Source organism: Pseudonocardia oceanicola (assembly GCF_047200735.1).
GTDB lineage: Bacteria > Actinomycetota > Actinomycetes > Mycobacteriales > Pseudonocardiaceae > Pseudonocardia.
The window spans coordinates 181,738-195,373 of the sequence record NZ_JBJZON010000006.1 but is presented as its reverse complement, the minus strand read 5'-3'; the positions used below and the strand labels follow the sequence as shown (position 1 = coordinate 195,373).

The following is a 13,636-nucleotide window of genomic DNA, read 5'->3' as shown; positions in this document are numbered from 1 at the left end:
ATGAGCGTCCTGTCCCGCTTCACCCCACGCCCTGCGCCGACTCCGGGCAGGCTGTCGATGTTCGATCCGGTCGCGCTGGGCATCGACGAGAACACCACCCCGGTGCGGATCGGGCTCGCCTACCGGAACATCCTGCTGGCCGGGGAGCCCGGCTCGGGCAAGTCCGGCGGGCTGAACAACATCGTTGCCCACGCCGCCCTCTCGCTGGACTGTCGGCTGTGGCTGATGGACGGCAAGCGCGTCGAGCTCGGCCTGTGGCGCTCGTGTGCGGACCGGTTCGTCGGCGCGGACATCGCCGAGGCCCTCGACACGCTCGCCGCCCTGCAGGTCGAGATGGACCGTCGCTACGACGACCTCGACGCCGCCGGTGCGCGGAAGATCGCCCCGGGCGGGGAGCCGCTGATCGTCCTGGTCGTCGACGAGGTCGCCTACTACTCGGCCACTACCGGCGACCGCAAGCAACGCGACGCCTTCGCGATGCTGCTGCGTGACGTCGTCGCCCGTGGCCGCGCCGCCGGGATCATCACCGTCGCGGCCACGCAGCGGCCCTCGCACGACATCATCCCCACCAGCCTGCGCGACCTGTTCGGGTACCGGCTGGCGTTCCGGTGCACCACGGAGACCAGCTCCGACATCGTCCTCGGCCACGGCTGGGCCGCCCGCGGCGCCGACGCCTCGCTCATCGACCCGGCCGACCGCGGCGTCGGATGGCTGCTCGCCGAGGGCGGTCTCCCACGCCGGATCCGCTGCGCCTACCTCGACGACCCCACCATCACCGCGATCGCCTCCTACGCGGCGGAGCTGCGCGGGGGTGAGCACTGATGGGGCTGCACCGCTCCACCGAGGCGACGCTGATCCACGTCGTGGTCACCGTGGTCACGCTCGCCGCCGGGGTCGCCGCGGTCTTCCCGACCGTCGAGTTCTGGTTCAACACCGTGGGCCTGGTCCTGCTCGGCGCTGGCGCGCTGTGGATCGTCGTCGCGCTCGTCCGGCGGGAGCTGCGCATCCGTCGCCGCCTCGCCGCCATCCGCGCCGAGGCCCCATCGGTAGCGGCACCGAAGACCTGGAATCGGGAGGCAGCGTGACCGAGATCGAGACCCCGGCGCCGGTGGGCAAGCTCGTCGCCCCGCTCGCCCGCCAGCTCGCCGAGACCATGGCCACCGAGGTCGGCGCCTGCGTACGGCCCCTCGCCGTGCGCCGCACCGACACCACCACCGGCGCCACCACCGTCGTACCGATCCCGTGCGGGACGACCCGCGCCTCCAAGTGCCCCTCCTGTGCGGACCGGGCGCGGAAGCTGCGGGTCTGGCAGGCACGGGAGGGTTGGCACCTCACCGAGGAGCCGCGGATCGAGACCGCCGAGCCCACGCAGGAACAGATGGCGCTGATCGGCTACCGCGCCGACCTCGAGGCCGCCCGCGCCGCCGCCCTCGATGCCGACGACCGACACCAGGTCACCGAGCTGGACCGCGCCATCGACGACTGCGAGACCCTGCTCCGAGGCGAAGGCATCCGCGGCAGCCTCCCGCGCCGTCACCCGGACGACGAGAAGCCCCGCCGACGTGTGCGCTCCACCCGCCGACGTCAGGACGTCCCAGATCTCCCGCGGCGGCGGGTCTCGGCCCGCACCACCGGCCGGACCTTCGAGGGCAAGGACGGGCGCACCTTCCAGCCCTCGACGTTCCTGACGCTCACGATGCCCTCCTACGGCCGCGTGCACGACGACGGGACGCCGGTCGACCCGAACCGCTACGACTACCGCCGCGCCGCCCGCGACGCGATCCACTTCGGGCTGCTGATCGACCGGTTCTGGCAGAACCTGCGGCGGGCGTGCGGCTGGAACGTGCAGTACTTCGCCACCGTCGAGCCCCAGCGCCGCGGGGCACCGCACCTGCACGCCGCGATCCGCGGCACCATCCCGCGGGCACTGCTCCGGCAGGTCGCCGCCGCGACCTACCACCAGGTGTGGTGGCCCCAGCACGACCAGCCCGTCTACTCCGCCGACGCACTGCCGATCTGGGACGAGACCCGCCCCGAGCCCTGCTACGTCGACCCCACCACCGGTGAACCGCTGCGGACCTTCGACCAGGCCCTCGACGACATCGACGACGACCCCCGGCTCCCGCCCGCCCACGTCGTGCGGCTCGGGACGCAGGTCGATGTTCAAGGCGTGCTCGGCGGCAGCGAGAAGGCCGGCGAGTGCCTGGGCTACCTCGTGAAGTACCTGACCAAGTCCATCGACGAATGCCACACCGCCGAGACCGACCGTCAGGCCGTGCACGTCGAGCGCTTCGTCCAGGCCCTCCGGTATGAGCCCTGCTCCGAACGCTGCGCGAACTGGCTGCTCTACGGCGTGCAGCCCGAGGGAGCCAAAGCCGGGCTAATCCCCGGACGGTGCAAGGGCAAGGCCCACAAGCCCGAACACCTCGGCTACGCCGGCCGCCGCTGCCTGGTCTCCCGCAAGTGGTCCGGCAAGAACCTCACCGAGCACCGCACCGACCGTCGCGACCACGTCCTCCGCGCCCTCGGCGCCGTCGGGATCACCCCGCGGCAGGCCACCGAAGACGAGCCCGGCGACCGGTACGTGTGGACGCCGATCCGGCCCACCGACCCCGACCAACCCGACCGCGTCGAGCTGCTCATGCGCTCCATCTCCGAACGACGCCGATGGCGCGAGCAGTACGAGCGAGCACGGGCAGAACTTCCGGCAACCGAGGGGAGGGCCGATGACACGACGGCTGCGTGAGGACGAACCCGCGCTGCGGCTCATGATCGGTCAGGAGCCCGACGACCCAGTCTCGCTCAACGACCTGCCCGTCCGGGCCATCCTGACCGTCCCGCAGGCGGCGGCACGGCTCGGCATCAGCGTCGGGCTCGCCTATGAGCTGGTGCGCACGGGGGAGATTCCGGCAAAGCGGCTCGGTCGCCGTTGGGTCGTCCCTCAGGCCCGGTTCACGGCCTGGCTCAACGACCTCCCGAAGGGCGCCTGATGTCCAACATCTCCAAGACCCCGGCCGGTACCTACCGCGCGAACTGGCGCGAGCCCTCGGGCCGGCTGCGGGCCAAGACGTTCAAGACCAAGAAGGAGGCCGCCCGCTTCCTCGCCGACCTCGACTCGACGCTGAGCCGCGGGACCTACGTCGACCCGCACGCCGGTCGGACGACGTTCCGGCAGCACGCGGAGCGCTGGCTCGCGAGCCGCAACGACGAGGCGACGACGAAGGCGCGTGACGCGTCGATCATGCGGAACCACGTCCTCCCACAGTGGGGCGACTGGCAGATCGGCAAGATCGACCACTCGGCCGTGCAGGAGTGGGTCTCAACCCTCGGCGCGGCCAAGGCGCCCGCCACGGTCGCCCAGTGCCACCGGATCACCTCGGCCGTGATGCGGGCCGCCGTGCGGAACCGGGTGCTGGCCGCGAACCCCTGCGACGGCGTCCGGCTCCCGCGCAACCGGCGTCGGGACACCGCGGACCAGATCATCACGCGCGAGCAGCTGCGCGAGAGTCTGCTCCCGGAGCTGCCCCGCCGGTATCGTGGGATCGTCGCGACGGCCGGGGGAGCGGGCCTGCGCTGGGGCGAGGCAGCGGGACTCTGCTGGGACGCGGTGGACCTCGACCGGCGGCGCATCTCGATCATCCGGACCGTCGTCGAGGTGAGCGGCCGGACGACCTTCAAGCCGTACCCGAAGAGTGCCGCGAGCCAGCGGACGGTGCCGATCCCGGCCTGGCTCGCACCGATCCTTGCGGAGCACCGGGCCTGGTACGAGCCGGGGGAGCGGGGGCTCGTGTTCGGCAACTCGGTCGGCAAGCCGCTCCGGCGAACGCTGTTCCGCTCCCGCGTCTGGCGGCCCGCGCTCGTCCGGGCCGGGCTGCTCGGCAAGCTCACCCAGGTCGCCGACGACCGCTACCGGGCCGAGTGGCCGGACGGGGAGGGTGGCAGCGCTGAGGCCGAGGTCGGCTCCGAGCGGGAGGCCATCGCGCTCATCGTGCGCTCGGCGGCGGGCGGCCTGCGCTTCCACGACCTGCGGCACTCCTACGCCACGTGGCTCGTCGACGACGGGGTCCCGGTCAACATGGTGCAGCGGGTGATGGGGCACGAGAAGTCCTCGACGACCCTCGACCTCTACACCCGCCGGACCGACGACCACGGCCGCATTTTGGAAGCCCTCGCCGATGACGACGAACCCACCGGATGACTTTTCGATGACTCTGGCGCCGGGAGCGGCCTACTCACACCGACCCCTGAAACGCCGAAGTCCCCCTGACCTGCTGGTCAGGGGGACTTCTCGGGTGGTGGGCGATACTGGGATTGAACCAGTGACCTCTTCCGTGTCAAGGAAGCGCTCTCCCACTGAGCTAATCGCCCGAGGCGGAGGCGGGAATCGAACCCGCGTACAGGGCTTTGCAGGCCCTTGCCTAAGCCACTCGGCCACTCCGCCCGAGGTCCCCCGGATGGCTTCACGGGGATCGGACCTGGAGGCCCAGGCATGAACACGTGGTTTCCTCCGAGCGGACGACGGGACTCGAACCCGCGACCCTCACCTTGGCAAGGTGATGCGCTACCAGCTGCGCTACGTCCGCATGCACTCGGTTTCCCGGTGCTCGCCGGGGCTGCTCGCTCCGACGTGAAGAACATTAGCGCAGGGTCCCGGGGGGCTCCACACCGGCCCCCCACTTTCCCTGCGCCGGACCTCTGACCTGCGCCAACGGGCCGCAGGGAGTGCTGCGGCCCGACGGCACGCCCCGGTCAGTCGCGGGCGCCGTCGCTGGAGTTGGGGGTGAGGAGCTGGTCCAGGGCGGCGTCGAAGTCGAGCCACGAGTACTCCGTGGCCGGCGGCACGAGCTCGAAGGTGCGGTCGAGGAACGCGGCCAGCGTCGCGGCACACGTGGTGAACACCGCGTGACCGGACGGGGAGGCGAGCTCGACCTCGATCCGGGTGGGCTCGTGCGCCACCGGCTGCACCCGGACGTCGCCGGTCCCGGCCGGGCCGAGCAGGCCGTCGGCCAGCAGGTCGCGGGCGAAGACCCAGTCGACCGGGCTGCCCTGGCCGGTCCGGAACGACGCCTGGACCGCGTACGGGTCCCGGCTGGAGTACGAGAGCTCGACCCGCACGGGGACCGGCGCCGAGTCCGGGGTGATGAGCTCGAACGTGGCCGGTTCGTGGATGATCGTGGGCTCGTCGCGCATCCTTGGTCCTCTTCCTCGTGCCGCGTGGTCCGTCGTGCGGAAGAACGAGCGGATCGCCGAGATGTGACGGGTCGGGGGACGTTCTCGGGGGGCCGGACCGGCCGCTTTCACACGGACGGGTTAGTGGTGTTCCCGTGTCGGGTGTGTCCGACCTGCGAGGACGGGTGATCGCCCGGACGGCTGTGATCCACGCTTCAGGCAGGATGTCGGTGAACCGGCCGTGCGCCGGCGCCGAACACGAGGCTGTGAGGGACGTACTGGTGGCGGATGTCGCTGACGGGGCGGGGCCGTCACCGGGGCGTCCCCGGGGCGTGCGCCCGGCGAGCGCGGTACGCGCCGGGGTCGACGCGGCCCTCGTCGCGCGGCTGGCGGAGGGTGACGACCGTGCCCTCGCCGAGCTCTACGACCGCTACGGCCGTCCGGCGTGGACCCTGGTGCGGCGCATCTGTGCCGACGACGGGCTGGCCGAGGACGTCGTCCAGGAGGTGTTCCTCACGCTGTGGCGTGATCCCGCACGCTTCGACGCCGGTCGCGGTGCCTTCGCGACCTGGCTGCTGACACTCGTGCACCACAAGGCCGTCGACGCCGTCCGGCGCGAGGCCACCGTCCGGCGTCGCACGGTGTCGGTCGAGGACACCGACGCGGTGGCGACGCCGGCCGTTCCGGGCGCGGACCAGGACGCGTTGGGTGCCGTCGTCGCCGGGCAGGTGCGCGACGCCCTCGATGGGCTGCCGACCGAGCAGCGGCAGGCCCTGGCGCTCGCCTACTACGGCGGCTACACCCAGCGGGAGGTGGCGGCGCTGACCGGCGTCCCGCTCGGCACGGTCAAGTCGCGGATGTTCACCGGGCTGGCCCGGCTGCGCTCGGCGCTGGGCCCGCTCGCCGAGGACGGACCGACCACGGACGGGGGTGCGCGATGACCGGTTCGGACGCGCGGGGCTGCCCCTCGGAGGAGCAGGTGGTCGCCTGGGCGCTGAGGGCCGCCGAGCCGGAGGACGAGGCCGAGGTGCGGCGGCACCTGCCCACCTGTCCGTCGTGCCGTGCGCTCGTCCGGGAGACCGAGGAGACGCTCGCCGCGCTGGGCGGGGCGGTCGAGCCCGACGAGCCGCCGCCGGACCTGCGCGACCGGATCCTGGACGCCGCCGGGCGCACACCGCAGGCGCGCCGCGCCGCGGCGAACCCGCCGAGACCGGCGGCGGCCGGTACGGACGAGGGCGCCGACGCCCCGCGCCCGCGGGCGACCTCCCGTCCGCGGGGTGGGAGCCCGTCCGGCGGCGCGGGAGCGGGCCCCGGCCGCGACGGCCGGCGCCGCAGCGTCCGCGGCCGGATCGTGGCCGCCGCGGCCGCCGGCCTGGTCGCCGTGGCCGCGATCACCGGGCTCGGGGTGTACAGCGCCGAGATGAAGGCGGAGCGCGACGTCGCGGCCGCGCGTGCACAGGGCGTGGTCACGGGGATCCAGCAGCTGGCCGAGCCGGGCACCACGCACGCCTTCCTCGAGCCCGTGGACGGCGGGCCGGTGGTCGCGGCCGTCATGACGCACGGGTCCGAGCGGATGGTCCTGCCCGTCGCCCTGCCCGCGAACGGCGACGACCGGGTGTACGTCCTCTGGGGCCTCCGGGCCGAGGGAACACCGACGCCGCTCGGGACGTTCGACGTCCGCGGGGACGCCGCCGGCGTGCAGTCGGTAGGGTCGTCCGCCGGCGGGACCGGATACGAGCAGTTCGCGATCTCGATCGAACCGGGTCGGGTCGCCCCGGCGACGCCGACCCAGGTCGTGGCGAGCGGGCGGGCAGAGATCTGAGCAGCACCGAGCAGGCCTCGCGCAGCGAGGACGAACACGAGGACGGACGGTCCCACGGCATCAAGGGCCGGCTGCGGGAGTTCCGCGCGCGCATCGACGAGCGCCCGACGGCGCGCCGCACCTACCGCGTCGCCATCGGGGTGCTCGGCACGGTCGTGCTCGCGGGCGGGATCGTCGCGATCCCCTACCCGGGCCCCGGCTGGGCGATCGTGTTCGTGGGACTCGCCATCCTCTCCTCGGAGTTCGCCTGGGCGAGGCGCGTGCTGCACTACTCCCGCGGGAAGTACGACGCCTGGACGGACTGGCTCGGCCGGCAGAACCTGTTCGTCAAGCTCCTCGTCCTCACCGCGACCGGCCTGGTCGTGGTCGCCACGCTGTGGCTGCTGAACGCGTTCTGGCTGGTCGCCGGGTGGTCCGGGCTCCAGGGGTGGACCTGGTTGCAGAGCCCGGTCCTGGGGTGATGTAGGGTTCCACCCGTGACGGCGGGCGATTAGCTCAGGGGGAGAGCGCTTCGTTCACACCGAAGAGGTCACTGGTTCGATCCCAGTATCGCCCACCAGCCGAAGGCCCTGGTCAAGGCTCCGCAAGGAGTTCCGAGACCAGGGCCTTCGCCGTTCCCAGGGCCGGGAAGGCATCAGAAGGGCATCACGTGCTCCGCGAAGCATCGTCGTCCGGGCCGTCGTTGAGCGCCCGGAGGATGCGATCGGAGTTGTTCGTCCGGCGCGTGTAGAGGTCGCCGGCCGCGTCCGCCCGGAGTCGATTGGCATCCGCATCCTGGTTCCGGACCCCGCCATGCCGTGACACTGCCCGCGACCGTAGACGGGCTCGGCGACAGCCCGGTGTTCCGCCGTCGTGGCACCGGCATCATGCAGCGCCACACCGAGGCGATCGTCGAAGCCGTGCAGGAGCTGGGCGATCTCGGGCTGGTGGCGGAGTCGAGTGCCGAGGTGCGGGTGGCTCCCGCGGTCCCGATGTTCACGCTCTATGTACGGGGGAGCCAGCACGCTGCCGATGCGGTGCGTCGTGCGCTCGGGGCAGCCGAGTGGCGTCGCATGGGCGACCACTCGGCCAGCTACTCCGAGGACCCGTTCGACGTGCTGCGGTACGTCTCGTGGCCCACGATGGAGGCCCGGATCGCTGCCTCGGAGTTGTTGCTGACGATCGTGATGGTGTGGTCGCTGGCGCGAAGGGCGGCAACAGCCTGACCTCGAGGGGAACGTCGACGGGGCGGTGGGCCGTACGCGGGCGCGGCCGACGATCTGAAGCCGGACCCGTTCCTGGTGCACCGAGCCCTGGACGAGCTCGCGGCGAAGCCGTCGGAGGGGCAGTACTCGTCGGAGACTCGATCACGGACATCCAAGCGGGCCGGGCTGCCGGAGTCGAAGTTATTGCCTATGCGAACAAACCGGGCAAGGACCGAGCACTCGGCTCGTTCGAGCCAGACGCCTTGATCACGTCGACGGCTGAACTCGTCCGCGCTTCCTGACTGACTTCCAAGATCAGAAGAGAGCGCACACCTAGCCCTGGGCTAGGCATCGTGATCCAGATGGCCTCGCGGGAGCAGTGTGCGACGAACCACGCGTCGAGCAGTAGGACCCCGTCTCCGAGGCGCTCGCAAGAATCTTGCTCCGAGGTACGCGAGCGTCCTTCGTCCTCCCGCTCGCCTCATATGGTCCGATCCGAGCGATGCGCCCGCCCGGTCGCACCCGGTTTCGTGTACGGCTGGTGCACTCGACGGAGGACGTCGGGAATGTCCGGCCTTCGTGACCGCGGTGCGGGGAGGAGCATGCCGTGAAGGATCGCCGTGATTGGGAGCAGGCGGGGGCCGCGATCGGCATCCTCGCGTCGTTGCTGCTTGCCCTGGGAATCGGGATGGGGGTAAGCGCCAATGTGCAGAGTCCGGCACCGAATGTCGCCAACGCTCAGTCCGCGCCCCTGTTCATCGCGTTGGGCCTTTCGCAACTGAGGCTGGCGGTGCTGTTCACGAGCCTCGGGCTGGCCTTGTTCCTGTGGTTCCTGGGGGCTTTGTGGGTTCGGCTCAGGGAGGGAGAAGGCGAGTCTGCGCGTGGCTCGATGGTCGCCGTGGTCGGGGCGACCGTCGGGTCGGCATTGATCCTCGGAGGGCTGGTCGTGCTGTCGGCGACGGCGTTGAGTGCCAGTGCTCTGCAAGCGAACGCGGTTCCCGCTCTCTATGTCGTTTCGGCGTTGTCGGTGGCCGTCGGTGGGGGCGTGTTCTCGATCTTCTTCTTCGGCGTCGCCACGGTGATCCTGCACACCGGCGCGATGGGGCGGTGGCTGGGATGGCTTGCCGTTCTCGTCGGCGTCTTGTGTGCACTCGCTTTCACGGCGCCGTTCTTCGACTCCGGGCTGCTGGACGCGGCGAGCGGCGTGCTCGGCCGTTACGCCTGGTTCATCGGGCTGGTGGTGTGGGTGTTGCTCGCGAGCGTCGTCCTGACACGAGACCAGCGGAGGCGGATCCGCCAAGGGGCAACCCCTTCAGGGACCACCCCGTCGGAGCGCGAAGCCGTGCCGCCGCCCGTCGAGCACGAGAAAGACGTTGCGGCGGCCAGCTACAGCACGGATGCCGGCCTGGCCGGCTCCGAGGGAAGGGCCTAGACGATGAGCGTGTGGCACAAGATCTGGCGTGTCGGGAAACCTGTGCTGGAGGTGGGCGCAGCCGTCGTCCTCGTCCTGGCACTCACGCTCATCCCGATGCTGTCCGGTACGAACGCCGCGGTGATCCCTACCTTGGAGGGGGTCGCGGTGGCTTCGACCTCGGCGAGCACGAACGGGCCACTCAGCGGAGCCCAGAGCGCATTTGTCAACGAGGTCGGGTGCATGAGCAAGCTGTCGGCGGACCCCGCCAACAACATGGTCAACTACTGGCCGTCCATCGGCGCGGCCGAACACGTGGACAACATCAAGACGGGTTCTTATCCGTGTGGCACCTGGACCGGGGACTTCAACGGAAGCAATCAGGTGTACCAGTACAAGTCCGACACCACCTACAGCCAGATCCTCTTCATCACCTTCAAGGGCCCGAACGACGCCTACCTGATGGGAGGCTCCGCCGGGCCGCCCTCACCGGGGCAGTACGTGTCGAAGTTCGACCCGAGCACGGGTCGGGAGATCTGGCGGACGACGCTGACGAACGTGAATCTCTCGGGCCAGTGGATGGCCGCCGGGAGTATGGCGATCTACAAGGACGGGTCCATCCTCGCTGCCGCCGGCCCCAACTTGTGGAGGTTGGATTCGGATACCGGGCGCATCCTCGCGAGCGGGACAGTGCCGATCGATCCGAGCGTGCAACCGGCGACAGGCGCGAACCTGGACGGGCTGACCCTCGCTCCGGATGAGCGCGGCACGATCTTGATGAAGACCCAGACCCGCCCGAACGGTTGCCCGACGCAGGGCAATCAGGCGATGTCGGCCTGCCAGCAGCAGTACGGGCCCCAACCCAACACCACCGTGGTCGCCGTCGACCCCGTCACGCTCACCACGCTGGCCACGCTCACACTCGACCAGTCGGTGACGGCGCGACCGATCACGACGGCGTACGACGGAACGATCTACATGTACATGAACGCGGCGAAGACCCTGCTGCGGGTGGTCTGGGACCCGGCGTCGTCGACCCTGCGTACCGATCCCTCCTGGCAGCCGGCGGTCATCCAGGACGGCCAGACGGGCGGGACCGCCCCCGGCGTGCTCGGCAAGTGGATCGTCTGGAACACCAATGCGAACCCCTCACAGACCGCGCCGCAGTGCGCGGGCACGGTCAGCCAGGCCGATCCCACCGACATCCACCGCGTGTGCCCGTGGGGGAACACGATGCCCGCAGGCGCGACCACGAGTGAGACCCCGGCGTTGCCGGGGGTGGATCCGGTCACCAGCCAGGTCTACTTCCAGGACTGGTTCCTCGGGGGCGTCCACGCCTACCGGGTCGATCAGAACACCGGCGATCTCACCGACGTCTGGAGCCGCGACGACTGGATCACCTCCGACTACTTCACGATGGTCGGGCCGGCTGATCAGCGGGTCCTGGTCAGCCAGAACCTCGAGCCGAACTTCAAGAAGGGCCTCGCCGGGTCGACGTATCGGGAGAGCGTCCTGTGGGTGAACAGTGCCAACGGGGCGACCGTCGCCGAATCCGCGCACAACTCGGCCACCGCCTGGGGCAGCCTCATCAACCTCGGCTACGGCGGCAGGTGGTACAGCATGGGCCTCAACGGCACGATCTACATCTACCAGGTGAGCGCCTGCTCCGCGATGATCCCGGGCGCGCAGCCCGCCGTCCCGCAGCCGACGACGAACTGCGCATCCCAGACCAGCGGTGGAGGCGGATGACGACACGCCCGCACCGGCCCTCGAAACCCGAGGGTCGGCGCGGTGTCGTGAATGCACACGGCCGCACGCGTTGGGCACCGGCGACATCCTGCGGAGTGTGCACAGCAGCTGGTTCGGGACGTCGAGGCGGAGTCAAGGGGCCAGCAGCCCGACCGACTTGGCCTGTCGAACGGCCGCCGTCCGTGAGGTGACCCCGAGCTTGCGGTAGATGGACAAGGCCTGGTGTTTCACGGTGTGAGGGGAGACGAACAGCTGTTCGGCGATCTCGCGGAACGACAGCTGTGTCGACAGGAGCGGGATCAGCCGCAGCTCCGCCGGGGTCAGTCGGGCGGACTCGGTGGGTCGCTTCCTGGCCTCCTTGACCGCGAGCGCGAGCTGGTCGGCCTGGCCCGGAAGGGTACCGAGTCCCGGAGCGACCCAGAGCAGGTTGCGGGCCTCGGCCAGGCTTCGCTCGGCCGCCTCCACCTCGCCGAGCCCGAGTCGCACGCGCGCCAGCTCCAGCCTGACGATCACGGCGAGGTGCGGCACGCACCGCGTCAGGGAACCGGACAGGGACTCGGCGGAGTCGGCCGCTGCGCGCGCACTGCCGGCATCACCGCGACACATCGCCACGCGGGCGCACGCCACGTGCGTCAGCGCGCTACTCGGGTAGCCCTCCAACCGGGCCTCCGTCACGATCGACGATGAGCGCGCGGCCAGCACCTCGGCGTCCGGCCAATTGTCCCGGCCCACGGCGATGAGGGCCCGTGCCGCCGTCGCCAGCGCGGTCGCGGCCATCGCGCCGAGCGCCGGGCCGTCTTCGGCCGCGGTGGCGAAGTGCCGGTCAGCCTCGTCCTCCTCGCCGGCGAGGAGCAGCGCCCACGCCACCAGCGTCTCGGCGGTCGGCCGCCACTGGCTGGTCGGGGCGAGGAGGTCCAGAGCGGTCCGGGCGGACTCCCGCATGGTGCTCAGGTCCCGGCCCATCGCCGCACGCAACGTGCAGCGCCACGCCGCGACGGACGTGCTGCCGTCGGGCAGCGGGCCCTCGAAAGATCCCCGCTCGGCGATCTCCGCCCACCGCTCCGCCTCGACGGGCCGGCCGCTGAGGATGCTCACCCAGGCGCCGAGCACACCCAGGGCTGCATCGGTCGGGCGCCGTCGAGCCAACCAGTCCAGCCAGCGACACAGCGTCGAGGCCCGCCCGGCCGCGTACCAGGGCAGCGCAAGGCGCGCGACGAGTCGTGACACACGCGGCGCGTCCTCGGCCAGCTGCGCATAGTGCACGGCCTGCTCGGGATCTCCGCTTCGCGCGTGGTAATCCGAGGCCCGCCGGGCCAGCACCGGGAGGGCGCCTGGGTCGAGGCGATCGAGCTCGCGGCACAGCAACTCGGCAAACAGGCGGTGGTACCGGTACCACCGGCGTTCCCTGTCCAGCGGGACCAGCAGCAGGTTCGCCGCCTCGAGGTCGTCGAGCAGGGAAGCCGAGCCGGTACGGTCGAGTACCGCATCGCACAGGGACGCCGACAACTCGTCGAGGAACGCCGTCCGGACGAGGAACCGGTACTGCTCTTCGGGTAGCCCGGCCAGGAACTGTGAGCGCATGTAGTCGGCGATGAGCCGGTCGTCGCCCCTGATCGGGACCGGGACCTCCCCACGGGGATCCCCCGTCCTGCGGGCGAGCGCTGCCAGGTAGATCCCGACCGGCCACCCCTCTGTGTGCGCGGTGAGGTCGGACACCTCCGGTGGTGTCAGGTCCACACCCGCGGCCCTGAGCAGGTCAGCGGCGTCCGGCGCGTTCATGCGCAGCTCGGTCACGCCGACGTCGAACACCTTGCCCTCCGCCCGTAGCCGAGCCAGAGGTAGTGCCGGCTCGGTGCGACCGGCGAGCGCGAGCTGACAGCCAGGGGGAAGGTTCGCCGCGAGTGTCTCGATGCTGCGGAGGTTCTCCGGATCGGTGAGGTGGTGGCAGTCGTCGATCGCCAGGACGAAGGGGTGCGGTGAGGAGGCGATGGAGACGGCCAGGCCCGCCAGGGCTCGTCGACGCGCCGGAAGATCGGGCACCTCCAGATTCCGCATCACGGCGGCATCCAGCGGAACGGCACGCCCGAGAGCGGTGGCCAGGTAGGTCAGCAGGACGGCCGGGTCGTCCATGCCCTCGTCCAGCGAGACCCAGGCGAAGCGGCGGGTGTCCCGCCTCCGCCACTGGGCCAGCACTGTGGTCTTCCCGTACCCGGCCGGTGCGATGAGCGCGGCGACCGGGATGTCGGCCGACGCACTGAGGCTCCGCAGGACCACGGTCCGGGGAACGAGTCCTGGACGCAA

At 71.1% G+C, this 13,636-nt stretch carries 14 protein-coding genes and 4 tRNA genes; 13 read left to right on the top strand and 5 right to left on the bottom strand.

Annotation, left to right across the window (positions count from 1 at the left end; translation table 11 throughout):
* The 5 genes from ACL02T_RS12010 to ACL02T_RS11990 are packed head-to-tail and all read left to right on the top strand — an operon-like array spanning position 1 to position 4,198.
* A complete protein-coding gene (locus tag ACL02T_RS12010) occupies positions 1 to 822 on the top strand; it encodes an FtsK/SpoIIIE domain-containing protein (RefSeq protein ID WP_412830730.1) in 822 nt (273 codons plus the stop codon).
* The gene (locus ACL02T_RS12005; RefSeq protein ID WP_412830729.1) at positions 822 to 1,085 is read left to right on the top strand and encodes a hypothetical protein; all 264 of its coding nucleotides are present in this window, start codon (positions 822 to 824) and stop codon (positions 1,083 to 1,085) included. The genes ACL02T_RS12010 and ACL02T_RS12005 overlap by 1 nt, the downstream gene beginning before the upstream one ends.
* Entirely contained in the window at positions 1,082 to 2,746 is a 1,665-nt protein-coding gene (locus tag ACL02T_RS12000; protein ID WP_412830728.1) for a replication initiator, read from the top strand. The genes ACL02T_RS12005 and ACL02T_RS12000 overlap by 4 nt, the downstream gene beginning before the upstream one ends.
* Positions 2,727 to 2,990 carry a helix-turn-helix domain-containing protein gene (locus tag ACL02T_RS11995; protein ID WP_412830727.1) on the top strand — a complete coding sequence of 88 codons (264 nt, stop codon included), beginning with the start codon at positions 2,727 to 2,729 and terminating at the stop codon, positions 2,988 to 2,990. Before ACL02T_RS12000 ends, ACL02T_RS11995 begins: the two co-directional genes overlap by 20 nt.
* The gene (locus ACL02T_RS11990; protein ID WP_412830726.1) at positions 2,990 to 4,198 is read left to right on the top strand and encodes a tyrosine-type recombinase/integrase; all 1,209 of its coding nucleotides are present in this window, start codon (positions 2,990 to 2,992) and stop codon (positions 4,196 to 4,198) included. Before ACL02T_RS11995 ends, ACL02T_RS11990 begins: the two co-directional genes overlap by 1 nt.
* A 95-nt stretch (positions 4,199 to 4,293) precedes the next feature.
* On the opposite strand, the gene ACL02T_RS11985 is transcribed toward ACL02T_RS11990, so the two are convergent.
* The 4 genes from ACL02T_RS11985 to ACL02T_RS11970 all read right to left on the bottom strand — a co-directional run bounded on the left by ACL02T_RS11985 (position 4,294) and on the right by ACL02T_RS11970 (position 5,190).
* Positions 4,294 to 4,368 (bottom strand) — tRNA-Val (locus ACL02T_RS11985).
* 1 nt (position 4,369) lies between these two features.
* A tRNA-Cys gene (locus tag ACL02T_RS11980) sits at positions 4,370 to 4,441 on the bottom strand.
* A gap of 69 nt (positions 4,442 to 4,510) precedes the next feature.
* A tRNA-Gly gene (locus tag ACL02T_RS11975) sits at positions 4,511 to 4,583 on the bottom strand.
* A 166-nt stretch (positions 4,584 to 4,749) separates the two neighbouring features.
* On the bottom strand, positions 4,750 to 5,190 hold the full coding sequence (locus tag ACL02T_RS11970) for an SsgA family sporulation/cell division regulator (protein ID WP_412830725.1): 441 nt from the start codon (positions 5,188 to 5,190) through the stop codon (positions 4,750 to 4,752).
* A 260-nt stretch (positions 5,191 to 5,450) separates the two neighbouring features.
* Here ACL02T_RS11970 and ACL02T_RS11965 point away from each other — a divergent pair, with 260 nt between their 5' ends.
* The 8 genes from ACL02T_RS11965 to ACL02T_RS11930 all read left to right on the top strand — a co-directional run bounded on the left by ACL02T_RS11965 (position 5,451) and on the right by ACL02T_RS11930 (position 11,335).
* Positions 5,451 to 6,110 (top strand): RNA polymerase sigma factor, encoded by a 660-nt coding sequence (locus tag ACL02T_RS11965; RefSeq protein ID WP_412830724.1) that lies wholly within the window; start codon positions 5,451 to 5,453, stop codon positions 6,108 to 6,110.
* The gene (locus tag ACL02T_RS11960; protein WP_412830723.1) at positions 6,107 to 6,991 is read left to right on the top strand and encodes an anti-sigma factor domain-containing protein; all 885 of its coding nucleotides are present in this window, start codon (positions 6,107 to 6,109) and stop codon (positions 6,989 to 6,991) included. The genes ACL02T_RS11965 and ACL02T_RS11960 overlap by 4 nt, the downstream gene beginning before the upstream one ends.
* Positions 6,901 to 7,452 (top strand): TIGR02611 family protein, encoded by a 552-nt coding sequence (locus tag ACL02T_RS11955; RefSeq protein WP_412830818.1) that lies wholly within the window; start codon positions 6,901 to 6,903, stop codon positions 7,450 to 7,452. Before ACL02T_RS11960 ends, ACL02T_RS11955 begins: the two co-directional genes overlap by 91 nt.
* Before the next feature lie 23 nt (positions 7,453 to 7,475).
* Positions 7,476 to 7,550 (top strand) — tRNA-Val (locus tag ACL02T_RS11950).
* Positions 7,551 to 7,788: 238 nt separating this feature from the next.
* A complete protein-coding gene (locus tag ACL02T_RS11945; RefSeq protein ID WP_412830823.1) occupies positions 7,789 to 8,196 on the top strand; it encodes a hypothetical protein in 408 nt (135 codons plus the stop codon).
* Entirely contained in the window at positions 8,103 to 8,477 is a 375-nt protein-coding gene (locus ACL02T_RS11940; RefSeq protein WP_412830722.1) for an HAD family hydrolase, read from the top strand. The genes ACL02T_RS11945 and ACL02T_RS11940 overlap by 94 nt, the downstream gene beginning before the upstream one ends.
* A 305-nt stretch (positions 8,478 to 8,782) precedes the next feature.
* Positions 8,783 to 9,607, top strand: coding sequence for a hypothetical protein (locus ACL02T_RS11935; RefSeq protein ID WP_412830721.1), 825 nt, complete (start codon positions 8,783 to 8,785; stop codon positions 9,605 to 9,607).
* A 3-nt stretch (positions 9,608 to 9,610) separates the two neighbouring features.
* Complete coding sequence (locus tag ACL02T_RS11930) at positions 9,611 to 11,335, top strand: hypothetical protein (protein WP_412830720.1); 1,725 nt, start codon at positions 9,611 to 9,613, stop codon at positions 11,333 to 11,335.
* A 132-nt stretch (positions 11,336 to 11,467) separates the two neighbouring features.
* On the opposite strand, the gene ACL02T_RS11925 is transcribed toward ACL02T_RS11930, so the two are convergent.
* Positions 11,468 to 13,609: a winged helix-turn-helix domain-containing protein gene (locus ACL02T_RS11925; RefSeq protein ID WP_412830719.1), complete on the bottom strand. Its 2,142-nt coding sequence runs from the start codon at positions 13,607 to 13,609 to the stop codon at positions 11,468 to 11,470.
* Between the last annotated feature and the right edge of the window lie 27 nt (positions 13,610 to 13,636).